Annotated in this window: 19 protein-coding genes; all 19 read right to left on the bottom strand. The window is 36.8% G+C overall.

The window, feature by feature from the left end; all coding sequences use genetic code 11:
* Positions 1-138 precede the first annotated feature (138 nt).
* The 19 genes from ACZ446_RS00995 to ACZ446_RS00905 all read right to left on the bottom strand — a co-directional run bounded on the left by ACZ446_RS00995 (position 139) and on the right by ACZ446_RS00905 (position 21,309).
* Positions 139-822 (bottom strand): hypothetical protein, encoded by a 684-nt coding sequence (locus ACZ446_RS00995; protein WP_464393307.1) that lies wholly within the window; start codon positions 820-822, stop codon positions 139-141.
* Positions 823-935: 113 nt separating this feature from the next.
* The gene (locus ACZ446_RS00990; RefSeq protein WP_464393306.1) at positions 936-2,891 is read right to left on the bottom strand and encodes an S-layer homology domain-containing protein; all 1,956 of its coding nucleotides are present in this window, start codon (positions 2,889-2,891) and stop codon (positions 936-938) included.
* A gap of 321 nt (positions 2,892-3,212) precedes the next feature.
* Complete coding sequence (gene ruvX, locus ACZ446_RS00985) at positions 3,213-3,632, bottom strand: Holliday junction resolvase RuvX (RefSeq protein ID WP_464393305.1); 420 nt, start codon at positions 3,630-3,632, stop codon at positions 3,213-3,215.
* Positions 3,622-4,887, bottom strand: a complete 1,266-nt coding sequence (locus ACZ446_RS00980) for a DUF3084 domain-containing protein (RefSeq protein WP_464393304.1) — start codon at positions 4,885-4,887, stop codon at positions 3,622-3,624. The genes ruvX and ACZ446_RS00980 overlap by 11 nt, the downstream gene beginning before the upstream one ends.
* A gap of 43 nt (positions 4,888-4,930) precedes the next feature.
* A complete protein-coding gene (locus ACZ446_RS00975; protein ID WP_464393303.1) occupies positions 4,931-6,031 on the bottom strand; it encodes an LptF/LptG family permease in 1,101 nt (366 codons plus the stop codon).
* 15 nt (positions 6,032-6,046) lie between these two features.
* A complete protein-coding gene (gene lptB / locus ACZ446_RS00970) occupies positions 6,047-6,766 on the bottom strand; it encodes an LPS export ABC transporter ATP-binding protein (RefSeq protein WP_464393302.1) in 720 nt (239 codons plus the stop codon).
* Complete coding sequence (locus ACZ446_RS00965; RefSeq protein WP_464393301.1) at positions 6,756-7,415, bottom strand: LptA/OstA family protein; 660 nt, start codon at positions 7,413-7,415, stop codon at positions 6,756-6,758. The genes lptB and ACZ446_RS00965 overlap by 11 nt, the downstream gene beginning before the upstream one ends.
* Complete coding sequence (gene lptC, locus ACZ446_RS00960; RefSeq protein ID WP_464393300.1) at positions 7,408-8,010, bottom strand: LPS export ABC transporter periplasmic protein LptC; 603 nt, start codon at positions 8,008-8,010, stop codon at positions 7,408-7,410. The genes ACZ446_RS00965 and lptC overlap by 8 nt, the downstream gene beginning before the upstream one ends.
* Positions 8,003-9,148 carry a lipid-A-disaccharide synthase gene (gene lpxB, locus ACZ446_RS00955; protein WP_464393299.1) on the bottom strand — a complete coding sequence of 382 codons (1,146 nt, stop codon included), beginning with the start codon at positions 9,146-9,148 and terminating at the stop codon, positions 8,003-8,005. Before lpxB ends, lptC begins: the two co-directional genes overlap by 8 nt.
* Positions 9,142-9,972, bottom strand: coding sequence for an LpxI family protein (locus ACZ446_RS00950; protein ID WP_464393298.1), 831 nt, complete (start codon positions 9,970-9,972; stop codon positions 9,142-9,144). The genes lpxB and ACZ446_RS00950 overlap by 7 nt, the downstream gene beginning before the upstream one ends.
* A 10-nt stretch (positions 9,973-9,982) precedes the next feature.
* Positions 9,983-10,801 (bottom strand): acyl-ACP--UDP-N-acetylglucosamine O-acyltransferase, encoded by an 819-nt coding sequence (gene lpxA / locus ACZ446_RS00945; RefSeq protein ID WP_464393297.1) that lies wholly within the window; start codon positions 10,799-10,801, stop codon positions 9,983-9,985.
* Between the two features lie 21 nt (positions 10,802-10,822).
* Positions 10,823-11,272, bottom strand: a complete 450-nt coding sequence (fabZ, locus tag ACZ446_RS00940) for a 3-hydroxyacyl-ACP dehydratase FabZ (RefSeq protein ID WP_464393296.1) — start codon at positions 11,270-11,272, stop codon at positions 10,823-10,825.
* A 1-nt stretch (position 11,273) separates the two neighbouring features.
* Entirely contained in the window at positions 11,274-12,140 is an 867-nt protein-coding gene (gene lpxC, locus ACZ446_RS00935) for a UDP-3-O-acyl-N-acetylglucosamine deacetylase (RefSeq protein WP_464393295.1), read from the bottom strand.
* Positions 12,141-12,205: 65 nt separating this feature from the next.
* Positions 12,206-13,270 carry a UDP-3-O-(3-hydroxymyristoyl)glucosamine N-acyltransferase gene (gene lpxD, locus ACZ446_RS00930; RefSeq protein WP_464393294.1) on the bottom strand — a complete coding sequence of 355 codons (1,065 nt, stop codon included), beginning with the start codon at positions 13,268-13,270 and terminating at the stop codon, positions 12,206-12,208.
* Between the two features lie 32 nt (positions 13,271-13,302).
* On the bottom strand, positions 13,303-13,623 hold the full coding sequence (locus ACZ446_RS00925; protein WP_464393293.1) for a hypothetical protein: 321 nt from the start codon (positions 13,621-13,623) through the stop codon (positions 13,303-13,305).
* A 12-nt stretch (positions 13,624-13,635) separates the two neighbouring features.
* On the bottom strand, positions 13,636-14,523 hold the full coding sequence (locus ACZ446_RS00920; protein ID WP_464393292.1) for a hypothetical protein: 888 nt from the start codon (positions 14,521-14,523) through the stop codon (positions 13,636-13,638).
* A gap of 34 nt (positions 14,524-14,557) precedes the next feature.
* Complete coding sequence (locus ACZ446_RS00915) at positions 14,558-15,010, bottom strand: OmpH family outer membrane protein (RefSeq protein WP_464393291.1); 453 nt, start codon at positions 15,008-15,010, stop codon at positions 14,558-14,560.
* A gap of 100 nt (positions 15,011-15,110) precedes the next feature.
* The gene (locus tag ACZ446_RS00910; protein WP_464393290.1) at positions 15,111-16,841 is read right to left on the bottom strand and encodes a BamA/OMP85 family outer membrane protein; all 1,731 of its coding nucleotides are present in this window, start codon (positions 16,839-16,841) and stop codon (positions 15,111-15,113) included.
* Between the two features lie 10 nt (positions 16,842-16,851).
* On the bottom strand, positions 16,852-21,309 hold the full coding sequence (locus ACZ446_RS00905; RefSeq protein WP_464393289.1) for a translocation/assembly module TamB domain-containing protein: 4,458 nt from the start codon (positions 21,307-21,309) through the stop codon (positions 16,852-16,854).
* Positions 21,310-21,339: the final 30 nt, after the last annotated feature.

Raw genomic sequence — 21,339 nt, 5'->3', positions numbered from 1 at the left:
AATTAAATTATATTCTATTATACTTTAACTTTAAGAAAATTACTAGTACCAAAAAGTAGTATTTTAATTTAAAAGTCAAAAAACCCTTAAAGCAGAATTGAAATCTCTGCCTTAAGGGCTCTTAGAATATAATATTTATTAAAAGTTATAAGTTAAACCTGCAGTGTAAGAAAATCCTTTACTGTAAACATTACCTTCTTCATCATCATCCATTTCAAGATATAAGTAATCTAAACCAGCATTAAAATCCCAATTTTCTGCAAAGGAACGTGTATAACCAACACCCATACGATAACTAACTGCATCTAAATCAACTTCTTTATCTACTAAGCCAGATGCAGCAAAAGCTTGTCCTTCAAAATTCTTGTCTTTTGTACCTTTGTAAAATGCTACTCCACCACCAACTGACCATCTTTCATTTAATTCATAATCTGCTAGGAAAGCAAGTCCATTTAGAGTAACATCAATTTCAGCTGATCCACTACCTACAGCAGAATCAAAATCTGTTTCCACTGTACCAAAAATATGCTCATACTGAATGTTTGCTGTCCATTTATCATTTAATTCCTTTTTAGCTCCCAAATAAATCATTGGAACTCTGTCAATGTTATCCATTTCATCAATATTACTTGTTGGAATTTGACCTCTAAAATCACTCTCAACTAATGTATTTAGATCGGTAATAGTGCTATTCCATTTATCTAATGTTACATTTGTAATAGCAATACCACCAATAGCTTCCCATTCAGAAGCTGCTGCACTTCCTGCCATCAGCCCTACTATAATTAAAGCCATCATTAATACTATTATTTTATTCTTCACTTTTTAAATTCCTCCTTGTGTGTTTACAATATTTTCCTTAAGACATAAAAAACCCGAGGGACAATCCCCCCGGGTTGTTTTTTATCTATTTTTCTGTTAGCTATAAGCTATATTTAGAAGCTTACAGATAGAGATGTAGTTAATGAAGTAGCTTGAGCATCTTCTTCTACACCAATTGCTTGAGTTGTCTTAGGAGAAGTTGTACCATCAGTAATTTCTTGATATTGTTCTCCTACAGTACCATCCATTAATGTAGCTTCAGTATTCCAAGTAATATTATCAGTTAACTTCTTATCAGCAAATGCTTTTAAGTAGTTATAACTAATTACATCACCGGCAGCAACTTCTTCATTCTTATTAACTAAAGAAGCACCTACAGTTAATGTTTCACTCCAAGCATACTCAGTACCTAATTCGATAACCATTACTTCATGATCTTCAACAAATCCATCTTCTTGAGTAAACTCAATTGACGCATTATTAGTAAAGTCACCATATAAATTTTCTAATCCTACACTATAAACAAATTTATCTTCTGCATTTGATGGCCAATTATCATCACCAGGCTGAACCATAGTTAATCCACCTGTTACAGTGTTGTTCTCATTTAGTGCATATTCTGCACCAACATCGAACATGTTATAATCAGAATCTTCCTCTAAATCATTATATGGAGCAACAAATTCATCTCCAACAGTTTCAACAGTTGCATTAAGAGTGAGCGCATCTGTTGCTACAAACTCTCCATTTACATTGAAGTAAGTGTCGCTTCCATCAACATTATTTGTTTCATCATCCCAATCATTAAATGCAACCTCTGCACCCATTGATACTGCATCAGTTATAACAACGTCTTCTACTTGTAATCCAACTGTAGTAACTTCGTTTTTACCTGTTAAAATATCAGCAACATCTCTTGCGTGGAATACTTTACCAGTTACTCTACCAAAACTCATATCTCTTCCAACTGTAAATCCATAAGTTTCTTCATCGTTAGAATCAGAAGCCACTGCATTTGCAGCAGATGTTTTAGTTAGAATTAAATTATCAGGATCACTTAGATCATAAGTTAAAAATGGTCTATCATTACCAGTATCAGAACCTAATGCAAACACAGTAATATCATTATCCATATAAGAAGTCATCATTTCAATACCTTCACGATCTTCCTCATCTGTGAAGTATGGAGCTATTGAATAATCATCTAAATCTCCCATCTTGAAACTGTAATTATCATAAACAACTTCTAATAAAGCTGAATCCATTTCTAAACCATTACTTTGAGTATCAGCTTCACCAAATGTTCCTTCGAATACATGATCTTCATCAGTAAATACATTTGTAATAGTATCTACAGCTAAGTTGAATTCTGCATCTCCTAAAGCACCATTGATGTTGAAATCATACTCTTGAAAAAATGCTTTTTCAGATACAAATTCATCAATATCTGTAACAAAATCTTCATCAATAGCATCTCCATCAGATAATAAATATAGTGATGTTAATTTTTCAGTATTATCTTCACCATAGTTAGCTACTTCAAATGTAGTAGTTACGTCCATGCCAAATTCAATGTTATCTTCTGGTACGTCCATCATAGCTACTTTAGCTTCTAATTCGTCAACATCTTTACCTAAAGCGTCAACTTCTGCGCCTAATACTTTAAGTTCAGATCTTAGTTCGAATGTTAAAGCATCAACGATATCTGCTACTTCTTCAGCTTGAGCATCAGAAAGCTCATCCTGAGAGTTCTTTTCCATTAAAGACTTAACGATAGCAGTTACGTCTTCTGCCTGACCTGTAGTTAGACCTTCGCCCATAGCTTCCATTTCATCAACAATGTTATCTAAAGCGCGGCTAACCATAACAGCCATTTCGTAACGAGTCATTGACTGCTGACCTTTGTACTCACCATCTGGATATCCTTCAACGATACCAGCGGCAACTAACTTGTTAATAGCATCATATGCCCAGTGATCAGAAGGTACATCTGAGAAAGAAGCACCAAACGCCGGCATAGCTAATGCTACGACTAACATTAAAGCAATTGTAATTGTAAGTTTCTTCATTATTAAAATCCCCCTTGATTGTTTGTAATCTTTCTTTTTTTCGTATATAAGTTCTAATCACTTATACAATCACAGAGGACATCCGAGCGAGTTTCCTAGTTTCCTCTTCATCTGTCCAATCGATATAAATATAAGGTTTTTAGAACTCTTATAACTCTACCACCACGCAGCTTCGGGGGGCACCTCCTTTCTGCCGCATTTTAGCGTCGAGTTTATAAGCATTATTAAATTATCAATTTGCAAATTAAATTATAACAGCAAAATCATCTAACTGTCAAATTTAATTCATAAACTTTATCTTCAACCCCTATTGTAAAGGGTTTAATCCTTTTTGTCAAGTTTTTCGAGATATTTTTCACCAATGATCAGAGCTGCATAGTCATCTAAAGGTTTTTTAACCTTCCAGCTGACAATTTTTCTGAGCAGCTTTTCGTAATTAGACATCGGTTTTTCCTTTAGATAGCGAGCTTGAGCCTCTTCTGTAGTAAATTTTTCTTCAACTACAGTAATTTTGATCTCCTGGAAATTATCATTCAGCAGCTCAATTATATTTTCAGCCCCGGTTCCATTACCAATTATAATCTCTGCAATCTGGTAATGTTTAAATATTTCTTTTAAATGGTCAACTAATTCATCTATTTTAACAATAGTCTTTTCCTTTTCCTGAGCCTGATAATCTAAAACAGCTGTCCCTACCTTGTCACTGCCGGGATCTAAAGCAAGTAAATAATTATCCATCATTATTTTGCTCCCCTGCTGTAACTTCTTCCAGTTCAAACTTAAGGTTATCGCTCAGTCGATCTTCACGCCAGATATTAGTAGTTGCATAGACACTAACCTTAACCTCAGCTTTACTGGAACGGACTCTATTTACTAAATCATAAAACTGGCTGAAGTTGATCGAACCAACCTGGCCTGAATTATCAGGTAATAGACCCTGGTTAATTGCTTTTTCATTAACATTCTGCAGTAAGGCTTCCAATTCATTTTCTATTTCTTCGCTGCTCTGGTCAGAGCTGATAACTCGACTGCTGATTAGAGCATCCTGAGGAAAGACAACAAAGTCTTCGTAGAGCTGAAAGTTTGCATAGAGCCAGTCATTTTTAGGAACATTAACCCGGGAAACTAACGAAACAATAACTCTACTTCCCTGGTCCATATTATAAATGATTCGGGCTGCATTTAGTATATCCTCTGTCTGCAGACGCAAAGCCATCCCTGTTTCCTCGTTAACCTGAATTTCCTTTTGCACTGCAACCTGATTTGCTTCCTGCAAAAATCTGTTTAAAGCAGAAATAGTTGCCTGCTCACTGCGTCCACCTTCCAGGACATCATTATAGATTACATCACCTTTCTGATAGACCATGTCCTCACCCATATAATAGATCACACCGGCCTGCAGCTGATTTGCAACCTCTCTTAAATCATCATAGTCAGCTTCTAAATCAGCAATTTGATTTTCCAGTTCAGATACCTGGGCTTCCAAATCTTCTCGCTGGGAGCTCAGTTCAGACACTCGGTTCTGCAGCTCATTTCGGTTTTTAGTCAGCTGCTGCAGCTCATTTTCTACTTCCTGCAGCTCCTGGTCCTTAGCAGTCAGTTCTTTTTCTTTGGCTGTAATTTCATTTTCCTTAGCCGTTATTTCTGCTTCTCTACTTTCAATTTCTTGCTGCAGCCTTGATAATTCCTTATCTCTTGCCGCCAGCTTTTGATCTCTTTCCGATAACTGCTTATCTCTTTCGGCAAGCTGCTGGTCCAGTCTTTCCAATCTGTTCAAAACATCATTGATATTAAATAGCGCATTTCTAAGCTCAGAATAAACCCCAAGCAAAATAGTAATCGAAAGTACGGCGATTAAAACACCGGTTAAAATTGTAATAATAATCGACGAATATCGGGGGCGGAGACCAAATAGAGAAACCCTCTTTTTACCCATTTTCATCCCAATTTTATCACCAATAAAGGCTATTAAACCACTTAAAATAACTAATGACATTATAATGACAAATGCGTTAATAATCTCCACCTCCTTTTAAAAATTACTGTCTGGCTGTTTTAATAAGCAGCCCAATTCCTACAATAAAGATAACTATATTCTGCAGCCAGGCACCAAGCCAGGGCTGAATAGTCCCCTGACTTCCTAAAGCATCACCGACTGTCATTAAAACATAATAAATAAAAATGATAATAATTGAAATTCCGAAACCTGTAGCAGAACCAGCTGAACGCTGGGGTTTAATCCCGAGAGGTGCTGCCAGTAGAGCAAAAATAAAGCTGGCCAGAGGAATTGAAAAGCGGTGGTGCATCTCGACCCTTTCCTCATAAGCTGTTCTCCCCTGCTCTTCTTTTAAGGCAATATGTTCATTCAATTCTCGAATATTCATCTCATCTATTTCCTTACCCAGTTTTCCAGCCTGTGAGGGAGAATGAATCTCCTCCCGCGAACGGTAGGTGCTGAACTCCAGGGCGGGCTGTCTATTGGCTCGGTCTAAAAAGTAGACCGTACCGTTATAGAAATGCCAGCCATCACTCAACCATTCTGCACTTTCTGCCTCCAGTACCGAATCTGGACTGCCGTCTTCGAAGCTCTGGATGACTACATCTTCCATTACCCCATTATCACCGTTAAAGCTGTGGGCATAAAGCATATAATCAGGGCGGCGGGTGCTGCTGTCCATTGGTGTTAAAAATAAGTCATACTGTGTTTCCGGCCTCTGTTCCCCGTGGCGGGCCTGGTACATTATCTGTTCTGCCTGATAATTGGCATTGGGAACCAGAAATTCTGAAATACCGATTGTTACTCCACTGGTTACAAGGCCCATAATTAAAGCAGGTAAAACCAGAGAAATAATGCTAACTCCTCCAGCCCTCATCGCTGTAATCTCACTGTCACCAGAAAGCCGGTTGTAAGCCATAATAGTCCCCAGCAGTGAAGCCATGGGGAAGGTAAGCACTATAATTTCCGGCAGACTCAAAAAGAAAAGTCTAATCAGGGTAAAAACATTTACTCCCCATTCTGTATAAAATTCTGTCAGCTCAAAAATCAAATCGGTTCCGATAAAAATACCGGTAAAGGCTGCTACCCCAAAGAAAAATGGTGCAATCAATTCTTTATAGATATATTTGTTAATTGTTTTCAAAAAAGATGCACCTCACTAAATTTTAAATTTATCGCCCAGATAGAATTTACGGGCCAGCTCATTATCTGCTATTTCATCTGCAGTTCCCGATAAAAGTATCTTGCCTTCATGCATAATATAGGCTCTATCTGTAATCGACAGGGTTTCGCGAACACTGTGGTCAGTTATTAAAACTCCCAAACCCCGATTTTTTAAGTATTTAATAATCTCCTGAATATCATTAACCGCAATTGGATCAACCCCGGCAAAGGGCTCATCAAGTAAAATAAAAGCGGGATCAGCTGCCAGGGCTCTGGCAATTTCTACCCTTCTTCGCTCTCCACCTGAAAGCTGAAATCCTTTCCGGTTTCTTAAATTATCTATATGAAATTCTGCTAAAAGTTCACTAATAATTGTTTCCATTTCCTGGTCACTTAAATCTCTATATTCTAAAATCGCCTTTAGATTTTCGCCAACTGTTAATTTGCGGAAAATAGAAGCTTCCTGGGGTAAATAGCCAATCCCAAGCCGGGCTCTTTTGTAAACCGGAAGGCTAGAAATATTATGCTTGTCAAAGTAAATTTTGCCTCCATCTGGATTAATTAAGCCCAGAATCATATAGAAAGTTGTTGTTTTACCAGCACCATTGGGGCCTAAAAGTCCAACAATTTCGCCTCTTTCTACCTGCAGATCAACTTCGTTAACTACTCTTTCTTTATTATATTCTTTGATTAAAGCCTCTGCTCTAATTGTCATTCTCTGCTGCCTCCGAATTCTCCTCAGAAGAACTTTCTGATTCCTCTTCTCGCGGCAGGATAACTTTTGCCTGTCCCTGCAGCCTGACTTCCTCAGTCTTCTGGTTTATATCTGCAGCCTCAGCAGCAAAACTTTCACCGTTTCTTTCACCTTTAACATTTCCTTCAAGGTTCATAAACTCTCGTTCAGTATAATATATCAGCTGATCAGCCTCAGCCCAAAAATCCTGGTATTCTAAATAAACATTCCCTCGGACTTCTATTCTATTTTCAGCCTGATAAATATCAATCCTGTCAGCTTCAATATAAGATGTGGGACCTGTAATCTGAGCCTCACCAATTAAGTTAATAATTTCCTGCTCTAAGTTACCTGTTAATTCGACTGACTTACCCTCGTAGTCCTGGTAAAAGAACTCCACATTATTTCTGAATTCAATTTCACCATTATAGCGTCGGTAAATCGCCTCATCTTCTGCTGTAATCCGAAGCTCATCATAGATCAGCTCCACATTACCTTCGGCAATAATTACCTGACCGGCTTCAGTCTGCTGCAGATCCAGCTGGTCACCATTTAGTTCTCTGGCTGCTTCTGCTCCTGCAGGTACTATTAAAAATATTATTAATAAAATTAGAAAAATTTTTTTATTCATCTTTAGACTCCTCTGTTTTAGCGTCCTCCTGCAGCTCATCAAAAACTATTTGGGCTCTTTGCGAGCTTTCTCTTTTGGACAACTCAAGGTCTTTTAAATTAAGGTCAGAGTTAAAAATATCAGCAGTTGATTTGAATTCACTGCCTGTAATCTTAACCGCTCCTCTACCCTCAAGATAGTTCTGCTGCATGTCATAATCCATCTCATCTGCCAGAATATGATATTCTTCACTATCTAAAACCACATTATTTCGAATTTCTAAAAACTTACGTCCGGTAAAATAAGTACCAAAATCACCGGTTAAAGTATAAAGCAGCTCACCACTTTGGGTAGAATAAACTTCTACCTTGATTGGCTTAAGTTCCAGCCGCTGTGCACTTTTAAAATTATCCACCCGCTCACTAATTAGCTTCAGTTCCTGGTTTTCTGAATCATTATAGATTGTAAAGTTAACATCTTCTAATTCTTCTTCGGCAGAATTATCTGCTGTTGGAGTTTCTTCAGGAACAAAACCAACTTCATCCAGAGTGAAATAAAAAGCCAGTGCTATAATTATAAAAATAAAGAGCGCTAAAAAAATACTTTTTCTATCCACTATTTTTTAGCCCTCCTTCTTTTAGCAGTAATTCTGCTGTTCTATTTACTGCACCACCACCGCCAAGTTTTTCTCTAACGGTCTGCAGCTTATTTTTTATTTTATTTAATTTATTTTGATCGTTCAGCCACTCTAAAGCAATTTCTACAATCTTTTCTGCTTCAAAATCATTCTGCAGCAGTTCTGGAACAACCTGACTGCCGTAAATAATATTAGGCAGACCAACAAATTCAATCTTAAAAATATATTTAGCTAAAAAGTAAGAAGTCCAGGCAGCCTGATAACAGATAATCTGTGGTGTATTTAGAATTGCAGCTTCAAGTGCAGTAGTCCCGGAAGCTGTAATTATAAATTCTGATGCCTTCATAATTTTGTAATTACTCTCTCCTACTATCTCAGCTTCAATTGAACTCTGATCAACAAAAGACTGTAGATATTCCTTTTTAATCCCATCTGCAGCTGAAACTAAAAATTTTAGATTATTTTTTTCTTTTTTTAGTTCAGAAGCTGCTTCCAACATCTCAGGTAACAATGATTCTATCTCTCCGCGGCGGCTGCCAGGAAAAAGACCTATAAGTTTCTCTGATTCAGAAAGCTCAAATTCTTTTTTAAGCTCTTTTTGATCAGCCTCAACAGTGACCATATCTAAAAGTGGATGGCCGACAAAAGTTACATCTGCACCTGCTTCTTCGTAAACTTCTTTTTCCATCGGAAAAACTGCAGCAATCTTAGTATTATAAGAAGCCATCTTTGCTGCTCTCTTCTTATTATAAACCCAGGCAGAAGGAGGAAAATAATTAACAGCTTTAACTCCAGCCTGACTGCAGGCTTTTGCTAGTTTCATATTAAAAGCAGAATAGTCTACTAAAAACACTAAATCCGGCTTTCTCTCCCTAAGCAGTTCCTTCATCTTTGACAAATGCTTAAAATGCTGTCTTAAATTCTTAAGAGCCTCCATATAACCAATTGTACTAATCTCCGTTGGATCAATTAAGATCTCAGCTCCCATTTCTTTTAAGGCTGTAGAGCCCATCCCGAAAATTTCGGTTTCAGGGTATTTTGCTTTTACTTTTTTCAGCACTGCAGCAGCATGCATATCGCCAGATATTTCTCCTGCAGAAACCATTATTTTCAGCAAGGTAGAATCAGTTCTCCTTCGTTGAATTCTGCTGCCGCAACAACCAAACCATTGGCAGCTGCTTTTTGACAGAACTCTTCCTTATTTAAAATGAATGTTTTATTTGCCTCAATAATTAAGGCTTTAGCCTCTGCTTCAATTAAATTATCCAGGGTTTTTAAGCCAACAGTCGGTAGGTCAAAACGAATATCCTGCTCCTTTTTACTGCACTTGGCCATTACAACACCCGGGCCACCATACCTGGCAGCTCTTTTAATCGCCTGATCAGTTCCTTCAATTGCTTCTAAAGCCATTACAGCTCCCTCTTTAACCAGAGCGGTTTGACCAATATCAAAACGACCTAAGTTATAGGCAGTCGTAAAAGCAAATTCCAGATCTTTTTTCAGCTGCTGATCAGGATTACCAGCTAAAAGACCAGCAGGTGCTAAGTGATCTTCAAGCAGATAAGTCTGAGGCAAAAGTGTGATTCCTCTTTTGATAAACTCTTCTGCAAGTGCTAATAAAATTGTATCATCACTATAATCAGGCAGTTCAGCTAAGATCTGAGCTAAAACCTGATCAGGATTAAAATTATTGAATAAATGAGCCTTCTGAATCTTGCCCAACCAGATGACCTCTTCAATATTATTTGATTCTATAATCTTAAGAATTTCAGCAAATTGGCTTAAATTAACAGTATACTCTTCTACAGCCAGATCAGAGAAATCGGCTGTAATTTCTTCTGCTATTTTTAAAATTATAAAGTCTTCTCCTGCAGCCTGAGCTCTTTCGGCCCAGAGGCGGGGTAGATCACCCCAGCCTGCAATTAAAGCTTTTTTAGTCATTTATTTTCACCTACCGACAAATTCCGCGGCTGGCATTACGCAGAAAGCGAAGAAAATGCTCGATTTCTTCACTGGCATCCAGTTCCTGATCCATCTTTTCGATTGCTTCATCAATATTTAATTTAGATCTATAAAGTGTTTTATAGGCTTTTTTTATTTCTCTTCTTTTCTCCGGAGTCACGCCATTTCTTCTCAAGCCAACTACATTAATTCCATTGACTCCAGCTGGATGGCCGTCCACTAAAATATATGGAGGTACATCTTTTACTACCTTAGAGTGAGCACCAACCATACTCATTTTACCGATGCGGACAAATTGATGAACTCCAACCATACCTGCAATAACTGTATGGTCTTCAATTGCTACATGGCCTGCTAAATTTGTCGCATTGGACATCACGATGTGGCTGCCAAGTTGACAGTCATGTGCTACATGACAGTAGGCCATAATTAAATTATCATTACCAATTCTTGTCTCCCCACCGCCGTCAGCGGTCCCCCGGTGAATTGTTACATTTTCTCTTATTGTATTATTATCTCCAATAAAGAGATAGCTTTTTTCTCCTTCAAATTTTAAATCCTGAGGCTCAAAACCTATCGATGCCCCATGGAATATTTCATTATTCTTACCAATAGTAGTCCAGCCTTTAATTACAACATGTGGGCCAACTACTGTTCCTTCTCCTATTTCAACATTTTCCCCGATAATAGCATAGGGTCCAATTTCTACATTTTTCCCTATTTTTGCTCCAGGAGCAACAATCGCTGTTTCATGAATGCTGCTCATATGGAGAACTTTTCCCTTTTTTTCTGCTGCCAAGACTATCATTCCCCTTCCTAATTTTCCAAACTATATTTTCTCAAAAGTAAACATCATTTCAGCTTCTGCAGCAAGATCATCGCCCACATAAGCTTCACCACGAACTTTGGCAATCTTTTTGCGCAATCTTACTATTTCAACCTTTATTTTTAACTGATCACCTGGTTTAACAGGTGTTCTGAATTTTGCCTTATCTATACTTGTAAAAATAGGAAGCTTACCTTCCATATCTTCAGAGCTATAATAAATTAAAATACCTGACACTTGAGCCATAGCCTCTACTATTAAAACGCCCGGCATAATTGGGTGTTCTGGATAATGTCCCAGAAAAAACTCCTCATTAATAGTTACATTCTTAATTCCAACAATTGATTCCTTCTTCTTAATTTCCTCAATTTTATCAACTAATAATAAGGGATAGCGATGTGGGAGTATCGATCTTATTACACTAATATCAATTATTTCGTTTACCTCACTCAAATTAATTTTCCTCCTCAAGCATTTTTTCTCTAATTTTCTCTGCTAATCTCACATGAAGCCTGTGGCCTGATTTAACAGCCATAATATGGCCTCTGATTCTACCATTTAAAAACATGTCTCCAACAACATCCAAAATCTTATGCCTTACAAATTCATTTTCAAATCTAAGTGGATTAACCGTTTTAGTTTCTTCTACTAAAACTGCGTTATCAAGACTTCCGCCCAGGGCCAACCCCTGCTCGTGCAGCTTTTCCACTTCAGAAGCAAAACCAAAGGTTCTGGCTTTAGATATTTCTTCGGCAAAATCCATTTTTGCAGCATCAAATTCAAAGTAACTGCTGCCAATAACAGGATGATCATAATCTAAAGTATATGAAATTTTAAACCCATCATAAGGCAGGATAGCTATATAAGAATCTTCTTCTCTAGCAAAAATTGTTTCTTCAATTTGATAGACTTTTCTTTTAGCTTTCTGTTTGATTAAGCCGCTTTTTATCATTTCCTGATAATATGGAAATGCACTGCCATCAATAACCGGTATTTCCGGGCCTGATACTGCAATTTCTAAATTATCAATACCACTGCCCCAGATTGCGGCCATAAGATGTTCTATAGTACTTATTTTAGCTTCTTTAATTTTTTGACTTCCAATTGTAGTATTTCTAATTAAGTTAACAACTGAAGCTGGTTCAGCGCTTATTTTAATTTTTTTATCTAAATCTGCACGGTAAAATACTATACCAGTATCTGCAGCTGCAGGTTTTAGTCTAATTTCTGCATCCTTACCGGAATGTAAGGAAATCCCCTGAATAACAATTTCTTTTTTTAAAGTCTGCTGTGCTTCCTTTTCTATATACAAATCCGTCATCCTTTCTTTCTAATGCCTTTCAATAGTCTATTATATATTTCCTGGCAGTAGAATTCAAGAATTATTTATTTTTCTAATTCAGAAAGTCTTTTTTCCAGTTCTTTAATCCGCTCAATATATTTGGGCAGGCGTCTTAAATAAGCCTGTTCTTTTAGAGCCTCACGGTGAATTTGAGCTGGCGCTCCAGAAATAAAGTCTCCCTTATTCGTTCTGGAAGTAACCATTGCTCTAGCAGCGGCAATAGTATTATCAGCCAGATTTATATGTCCGACAACTCCCGCCTGACCACCTAAGGTAACTCGACGGCCTAATTTAGTGCTGCCTGCAATTCCAGATTGAGCAACAAGTAAAGACTCTTCTCCTACTTCAACATTATGACCGATCTGAATTAAATTATCAAGTTTTGTTCCCATTTTGATAATTGTCGGGCCGCTTGCACCTCTGTCAATGGTTACATTAGCACCAATTTCTACTTCTGATTCGATAATTACATTTCCCTGCTGTGGAATTTTATGATGTCCACTCTCATCTGTAGCAAAACCAAAACCGTCAGAACCAATTACAGCACCGGATTGGATAATAACATGATTTTTAATAATAGTATCTCTTTCTATTATTACTCCTGGATGGAGCAGACAATTTTCTCCAATTTCAACATCCGGTCCTATAATTACTCCTGGGGCAATAATACTATTATCACCGATTTTAACATTTTCTGCAATTACAACTCCCGGGTGAATAGAAAGATCTCGGCCAAGCTCACAGCTTGGATCAATTACTGCTCTTTCAGATATTTCTGCACTTTCATAAGGTCGAGGTGTTAAAATATCAGCAATCTTCGCATAAACTCGGCGTGGATGGTCTGTTAACAAAAATGTTTTATTAGCTTTTAAATCAGATTCAACTTCATCACAGATTTTATAACTGCTGACAATTACTGCAGCTTTAGATTTTAAAGCTTCTCTTAAGTATTCTTTTTGATCAGCAAATGTGACAGAGGTGTTAATACTTTCAGCAACTCCACGTGCATTATCTACAACAAGTTCTCGATTCCCTTTGACCTCAGAGCCTGTCATTTCTGCTAATTTAGATATTTTATATTTATTTTCTTTTACGTTTTCTGCTATCAATGTAATATGTCCTCCCCATTTTTAAATAAAAATTAATTTTCAGCATCAATTTTTTGGGCTAACTCGCTAGTTATGTTATTTCCACCTTTATAAATAAGATGTTTTGTAACCACACTGCTGTAATTATTTTCTGCTGCATATTCTGCTGCTGATTCTTTAATCACGTCCATCATCTCAGACTCAACTGCCTCTTTTTTTATATCCTGAGCGGCTATTTGACTGAGATATTCGCTTTCCGCAGTCAACGCCTCAAGCTCTACTACACCTACCTCTGATTCAGTTTCCAGGTAAAAAGGCAGGGTGATTGAAATAATTACAATAAAAATTGCTGCTGCTTTTCGAAAATAATCCATTTATTTAACCCCTTAATAATATTCTTTGCTTTCAACTATTAACTGATCCATAGCCTCTGCTTTTACTTTTCTTTTCGAGCTGAGTTCTGTCTTTATTTCCTGTCTAGCAGCTGCCAGTTTTTCTTCAATCTCAGCTTCCCTGTCTGCAATTAATTCCTGATGTCGATTTTCAAGCTGCTGTCTATATTCTGAATATTTGCGGTTAAAATCCATAATCAGGATTCTGGTTTCAGCAGAAATGTCTTCACTTAAAACACTATTTTTTTCTGCCAGCAGCTGTTCCTGCTCTTGCTGAACCTGCTCCAGCTCAGCCTCGTATTTTTCTTTTTCACTTTCATCACGAGCCAGAACTTCAACTGCAATCCGCAAGTTAATTATTTTCAAATAGTTATCTCTAATTTCCTGCTGACTGTAATCAGAATATTTTTCCCTGATCTCTCTTCTAACAGTCTGCAGCTTAGCTGAAAGTTCAGATTCTAATTCTTCTCTTTTTTGCTGCAGCAGTTCTTCGCTTTCATTATTCAAACGCATTTTAAGCTCAGTTAAAAGCAGCTCTTCTTCTTCCTTTAAACCATTGACTCGATCTAAATGGTTGCTTGTCAAAACAGTCAAAACTGCTGCTTTAGCTGCTTCCATAATTTGAAAGCTTCTATTTTTAAGTTCGGCTTCAAAATTTTCTTTTTTCGAAAGATCCAAAGCCAATTCGGCACTTTCCTGCTCCGAAAAAAGATTAACCTGTTTTGAATCAGCTATATTTTCCCTTTCAAAACTATAAACCGGATAAGTATCTTTGGTCTCTGGTGTAAAAACAAAGACAAGGAGGAAGGCAAAGAACAGGGCCATCAAAATAGCAGTTAAAAATTTAAGTGCAATTAAATGATAATCTTTTTCATCCAGCATTAAGCCTCCCCCTTTCAGATTTAGATTTTTGTTTTTACCATTTAGCTTTTAGTTCAGCCAATACATCATCAGTTAAATTATAACCGCCGTAAAGCACATCCTCTTCTTCCAGGACAAACTTAACTTTTTTGGCTGCAGCTGTTTCAATAATGATTGTTTCCACTTCTTTTAAAACTGAAGTTAATAACTCTGCCTCTAAATTTTCAAGCTCCTTTTGATATGACTGCAGGAGTTCTTTTTGTTCAGTTCCAGATAGTTCTTCCCCTTCTTGCTCAAGCTGCTGCTGGTATTCTGCGGCCTTTTGATTAAGCTTTTTTTCAGCCGCTGTTTTAGCAGGATGTTCCGCAAAAACCCTTTCCAGATTTACATAAGCCACACGGTCAACAGTTTGATCTTGATTTAAAAAGTTTAAAAGAAAAACTGATGTTAAAATAGCAAGCAGCAGCAGAATTACTGCCAACTGAAACTTGCGGTTGCTCCATTCCATTACTATCTGCCTCCAAAAATTATTTTATCGAACTGCTGGATTGATTACTGCTCTGCTGCATTGATTTTTGCAAAGTTAAATCAGTTAATTAATATTTTATTTAAAATGTATTTCCAATACTGAAGTGCAGCTGACCATCAGAATCTTCATTCCAACCATAGTCAAGCCTCAGCTGTCCAACTGGTGTATTCATCCGCACTCCTAATCCATAACCTAAATATAGATCATCAAGAGCGATACTGTCTCGATCTTCCCAGACACTACCAGCATCTGTAAATAAAACTCCGGTAAAACTATCATTAAACGGTATTCTGTATTCTACATTAAACAATAAGAGATTATTGTTATCTTTACCTTCATAATCAAAATCATTACGTTCATAACCACGCAAACTGTCTGAGCCACCTAGATCATATTCTTCATTTTCCAGACCACCGGAATCAGTTCGCGGCTCACTTAAACCAATTTTCATTCTCAGTGCCCAGGCATGGTCGCTAAATCCAGGGAAATACCTCCTGGTATCCCACTGTACTTTAGTGAAATCCATGTTTCCACCTAAAAAGTCACCCGCATGCTCAACACTAACATTGTTTATCGAGCCTGAGGTAGGGTGGAATCTATTGTTTGAAGTGTCTCGGTTGAAAGAAAGTGTCATTGAGCGCAGTTCATTATCATTAAACGTAAAACCTTCTTCATACAGTGTATTATCAATAGTAACGTCTTCATCCCAAATTTCTTCGGTATCTTCAATTCTATACCTTAAAGAAGTTCTCCACTCTTTAGGCAGTGGATGACCAAGGCTGATACTGCCACCCTTACTCTTTTTAATGTAATCGAAACCTTCAGAAGTGGTCCTATCTGTTTCACGGTCATAGACACTAAAACCAAAGGAAAAATCACTATCCCAGAGATAAGGTTCATAAAAGTTAAGTGAATATGTTGTTGTATCACCAAACTGCCATTTAACCCCAATATTCTGACCATTACCAAAAAGATTCTTCTCGCTGACATCTACAAAACCTATCCAGCCATCACTGGAACTGTATCCTCCACCAAATTTTAAATTGCCTGTTTTTCCTTCTTCCAGATTAATAACCAAATTTGCTGTGTTTTCTTCTGCATCTGCCCGCTCTAAAGCTGGGTTAAGGTTAACAAAATAACCCAAGCGGCTTAAATTTTGAAAACCTCTCTGAATTTTATTGATATTAACAACATCACCGGCAGTAATCGGCATTTCCCTTAAAATGACATCATCATCAGTTTTAGTGTTGCCGTTGATTTCTACAGCTGCTAAATAGCCCGGGCTAACATCTACTGTTAAGACTCCTTCATCAGAAATATTAACATCTTTAAACCTTGCTAATATATAGCCGTCATCCTGCATTTTTTCCTGCAGAGTTTTAAGGTTTTCATTCATTTTTTTAACATTTAAAACAGTACCTAGATCAAGATCTAAAATCTCCATAATTTTATCTCGACTGTAAATAGGTTCATTACCGGTTATTTTAATTTCTTCTAAAACAGGGTTTTCTACGACTTCGAAAATCACATTGAGCCCACCCTGATAGTTTTCGAAAACAATATTTACATCTGAAAAATATCCAAGCTCAAAAACAGACTGCATATCTGCTCTTAAAGATTCCTGGTCAGTTTGATCTCCAACCTCAGTTGTGACAGCATTTAAAATCTCAAAATCACTAACATACTGGTTGCCGTTAACAGTAATTTTAGTTACCTCATCAATAGGAATATTCTGGGCTGCAGTTATACCTGAAAATACTAATAAAGCAGCTAAAACAATTATTGTGGTTAAAAACAACTTCTTCCTCATGTTTTTCCTCCTAAAATTCAATTTCATTTTCTAAAGTTATCTGATATTCATCTTCACCGAAATAACTTCCTTTTAAGGTAGTAATCTCATTCAATCTATATTGAAAAGATATCTCGTTATTTCTCTCTTCTTCACCAAAGAATGCTGCATACTCAAGATAAAAGCGTTTGCTGAGATTTTTACCGAGATAAATTGCAACTTCTCGTTCTGTACCATACTGCAGGGTGTCGATTTCTATTCTATCCAATGATAAAACTGTTCTAAAGTCTGACTCAATACCGGAAATCAAATCTTCCTGCAGAAATCCGCTGACAATCCTAATCAGTTCCTGTAAAATTATCTGCTGAATCCCAATGTTTTCACCGCCAATTATCGCCGAACCCAAGGCACCTCTGCTTGAAAGCAGGTTTAGAATTTCTTCTTCTGTCATTTCCGGATTCGAGCTAAAGCTAATCCTCATATTATTTGCCGGTCCATTAAGAATTATATTAATCTCTCTACCACCAGCATAAGTAGTCGCATTGACCAGCAGATTAGGTATATCTCCCTCATCAACTGGTGTAAATGTGATTTCTGCACTGTTTAAAGCAAAGCGAGAATTATAGTAATTAAATCTACCTTCACTACTTCTGAGTCTGCCTTCCATCATCAGCTGATTCTCACGGCGGTGGTTGAAGTCAAGATTTAAATCACCATTTTGAACTAAAATATCCATATTAGGATTTTTGACCCGAACATTATTTTCTGGAATCAGATCCAGGTCAATCCGAGGGATAAAAGCATCATCAGCTTCAGTTTCAACGTCTTCAGCATTCACTCCCTCAGAATCTGCTCCACTTTCCCCTCCAGCAGGCCATTCAAAAGGAATACCAACTATAAAGTTAAATAACTGAAGTTCTCCTGCCAAAAGCGGATCCAGAAGGGGACCGCTGAAGCTCAGCTCACTGTCAAAATTTCCGGTTAAAGATCCATAGTCAAAGTATAAATTCTGACCACTTAGGTTTAAATCCCAGAAATTATCTTGATCCAGTAAATTAAAGGCACCTCCAATTTCAAAGCTGCCGTCTACGAACTGACCGGCTGCATTTTGCACCAGAGCTCTCTCATTTTGAAAGGTGATCTCAGCTTCAAAGTTCTCTATCGGAGCCCAGACTCCAACTTCAAGGGTCTCACCCTGAGCAGCTAAGCCTCCACTAAACTGCAGAGAATCCAAATTCCCCTCAGCCCTCAAATTACCATTTACATAACCATTGCCTGCAACCTGATCACCAAAGAAAGATAAAATAAAGGCAAGAGGTAGTGACTGCAGATTAGAAGTTAAGCTCAGCTGCTGATCAGTTAAGGAATAGCTTCCATCCAAATTGAGATTTCCACCCTCTCTAAAGTTAACAGTTTCAGAGGCAGAAAATCTTCTACGGTTTTCAACTAAAATATTACCTGTTATTGATTCTATAATAGTCTCATTAATTTCGATATTAGATAGAGTATGGTTTAAATTCAAAATTGGTGTCATCAAACCACCGCTAATATTTCCACTAAGATCAAGCTCTGATTTCAAATCTAAATTAAAACCATACTGATCAGTTGAAACAGCAAGTGGGAGGCCAGAACCACTGAATTTTAAAGCCAGTTCTCTTCCAATTTCTCCATTTAAGTTAAAACTGTTCTGTTCTGACTGCCCTAAATAGCCTGAAATATCTAAGAGGATGTTATAATCACTGCCAGCTGTTTCAATCTGACTTTCTCCCCTTAAAATTACTTCCTGCGCAAAAGGAGATAGGGCTAAATATTTTTGAAAAAATTCTTCAGTTGGCACTTCAAGCAGTTCAAACTTGAGCTGTGATTGAGGCACTTTAGTCAAATCAAATGCTCGTCCGCTCAACTTATAACTACCTGATGCAAAACCAAAGTTAAATTGATTAATCTCAAGCTGATCAGTCTGAAAGCTGTATTCAAAATCATTTTCCTGAATGTCCAGTTCAAAACCTTCAAAATATAAGGCTTCAGAATTTAAATTAAAATTAAGGTTTAATGCTTCTAAAGTACCAGTTAAAGCTCCATTTAAACTTAAACTACCAGATACTTTCTCAGCTAGACCCGGATAATCATTTAAATAACTCTGAACTTCCAAACCTGATAATTGATAGTTTAAATCAAAACCCGCTGACAGATTATAAATGCCGTCAGCTCTAAAACTCAAATTTTGATGTTCAAAAGAAAAACTTTCTACTACAAAATCTCCATTCTCCTTTTTAATATTACTGCTTAAGTTTGAAAGTTCAAACTCCCTATCAGCAAAATTAAATACAGGATTTGAGGTATTGATACTAAAATCAAGATCATAATCTCTAAGCGGACCACTTAAATCAGCATTTAACTGCAGCTGTCCTGTTAGCGGAAGCTCAGTTCCTACTGATGCTGCAATATCCTGAAAATATAAGTTCTCACTTCTGATATTCAAATCTACTACTGCTGCTTCTCTGAGATCAGTGATCTCGCCTTTTGCCCGCAGCAGTGCCTGATTAACTGAGGCTCTTGCTTCAGCTAACTCCAGATTGTCATCTGCATAATCAGCCCTCACTTTAATATCTTTTAGAACATAGTTTTGATATCCCAGCTCATCCATTTCTAAATCTAATGTTAGGGAGGGATTGCTGAAACTATCAGCCAAACGACCTTCTAAATAATTAATTGTTGGGTTAATTTCAGTTAAGTAGTTAAGATTTAAATCAAAAAGCTGATTCAAAAAAGCCGGCTCAATATTTTTAGCAGCATATCGAAGGTCAAAGTTCTCTGCTGCAAAATCAATTTCTCCGAGTAGGTCAAGATAAGCAAAATCGCTAACTAATTTTAGAGAATCAAAAAATAGCCTCTGATCTGTGTACCAAAAATTACTTTCCAGCTGAACTTCACTTTCTTCTTCGGCAAAGCTAAAGTCAAAGTCTAGATCACCAGCAGCAGAAACCCCGCGATCACGATTATAGCGTCCAGCAATATCTAAAATAAAGTCAAGACTGTCATCCTCTATTTTCCGCAGCTGATTTAAATAATCATCAGTCAAATTATATTCTTCTAAAAGAGTAATAAGATTATCAGAAATTTTCATTTCAGCAGCTTCTGCACTCAAAAGATAATTACCATCCTGCATGTTATAACTTGCCTGCAGATTAAGCCTGGAATTGTTTTCTAACTCCAGTTCAGCTTTTTCAACAAATATTTCCTGGTCAACCAGTTTAACAGTCAACTGTGAGTTCTGAAGCCGGGCATATTTATTTACTACATCTTCAGCTGTAATTTCCAAATGAGCTTTTTTAAGCTGCTGCTGACTACCTTCTGCTTTTAAAGCAAAGGTTATGATCCCTGAACTTAGCTCTGGCTCTAACAAATCATAATTATAATTAAAGTTATTGGCTGCTAATTCTAACTGGTACTGATAATTCTGGTCCAATTTGAAAGAAAAATCGATCAAATTATCATCAAGCAAAAACTGATTGTCAACTGCTGCCAGATTAAATTCGGGACCAGATAAAATTAGATTTAAATCACTAAAGTTTAAATTAAAGTTTTCACTTTGGTTTTGCTGCTGATAAAAGGCGGTCATTTCTAATTCGGAAAAATCAATTTCTGATTTATAATCTAAAATCTCATTTTCGCCAAATTTAATTTCACCTTTTGCAGAAAAAATTCCCTTTAAGGTGTTTAAGTCAAGACTTAAACCTTCAAAATTATAGTTTTTTTGCTCCAGTAGATTGACCAGTGGTGCAGCTGCTAAATTATTAATTTTAAAATATAGATCAGCACTTTCACCTTTTCGCTGCAGCTGGAGTTCAAGCTCTTCTGTATCAAAACTGCTTAAATTAAAGTTATTATAATTTATTTGGTCTGCTACAACAGATGTTGACAGATTTAAAACATAATCTTTAGAACTCTGAACTGCAGCCCCAAGATTTAAATTGGAAAGCTCAAAATTATAATTTTGATTTTTAATAGTTAAATTTGAATTAACAACATTTACATTAATATCACCTAAAAAGTTAGGTAAATCAAAACTAGAAAGATTAAATCCTACAGTCTCTGAGTTTTGAGTATTTAAATCAGCATCCTGATTTTTGACCTCAGCATCCAAAAAATCTCCTACCAGAATTATTTCTGCATTTTCTGCCTCTAAAAATGAAATTTTAATCAAATTATCAAAGTCACTAAAGTCAAAATTATAGTCAAGATTAAGCTGCTCTATTCTAAAAAGATTGCCATTTTGATCTGCAAAAGAAAATGATTCCAGCCTGAGCCTGTTTAGAGGCCATAAAGAGACAGAGCTGAAAGAAATTTCGCCTGAAAACCTTTCTTCCAGAAAAGCAATAATATCATCTTTGAAATATTGGGGTAAACCGCTTAACAGACTTAAAAAATAAGCTGCAATCAGCAGAAAAACCAAAACCCCCAAAAGATATTTTATTTGCTTATTCATTTAAAAACCTCCACAAAGCCCTGACTTTAA

It is taken from the genome of Halanaerobium sehlinense (assembly GCF_055379485.1).
Note: the sequence above shows the minus strand (reverse complement) of the source record. Positions and strands in the feature narration are given on the sequence as shown.

Bases quoted from the DNA above. Each gene is read 5' to 3' on its own strand.
- ACZ446_RS00965 (WP_464393301.1), bottom strand. From the start codon at position 7,415: ATGAATAAAAAAATTTTTCTAATTTTATTAATAATATTTTTAATAGTA.
- ACZ446_RS00980 (WP_464393304.1), bottom strand. From the start codon at position 4,887: ATGTCATTAGTTATTTTAAGTGGTTTAATAGCCTTTATTGGTGATAAA.
- ACZ446_RS00915 (WP_464393291.1), bottom strand. From the start codon at position 15,010: ATGGAATGGAGCAACCGCAAGTTTCAGTTGGCAGTAATTCTGCTGCTG.
- ACZ446_RS00910 (WP_464393290.1), bottom strand. From the start codon at position 16,841: ATGAGGAAGAAGTTGTTTTTAACCACAATAATTGTTTTAGCTGCTTTA.
- lpxC (WP_464393295.1), bottom strand. From the start codon at position 12,140: ATGACGGATTTGTATATAGAAAAGGAAGCACAGCAGACTTTAAAAAAA.
- lptB (WP_464393302.1), bottom strand. From the start codon at position 6,766: ATGACAATTAGAGCAGAGGCTTTAATCAAAGAATATAATAAAGAAAGA.
- lpxA (WP_464393297.1), bottom strand. From the start codon at position 10,801: ATGATAGTCTTGGCAGCAGAAAAAAAGGGAAAAGTTCTCCATATGAGC.
- ACZ446_RS00920 (WP_464393292.1), bottom strand. From the start codon at position 14,523: ATGCTGGATGAAAAAGATTATCATTTAATTGCACTTAAATTTTTAACT.
- ACZ446_RS00905 (WP_464393289.1), bottom strand. From the start codon at position 21,309: ATGAATAAGCAAATAAAATATCTTTTGGGGGTTTTGGTTTTTCTGCTG.
- ruvX (WP_464393305.1), bottom strand. From the start codon at position 3,632: ATGATGGATAATTATTTACTTGCTTTAGATCCCGGCAGTGACAAGGTA.
- ACZ446_RS00990 (WP_464393306.1), bottom strand. From the start codon at position 2,891: ATGAAGAAACTTACAATTACAATTGCTTTAATGTTAGTCGTAGCATTA.
- ACZ446_RS00925 (WP_464393293.1), bottom strand. From the start codon at position 13,623: ATGGATTATTTTCGAAAAGCAGCAGCAATTTTTATTGTAATTATTTCA.
- ACZ446_RS00950 (WP_464393298.1), bottom strand. From the start codon at position 9,972: ATGACTAAAAAAGCTTTAATTGCAGGCTGGGGTGATCTACCCCGCCTC.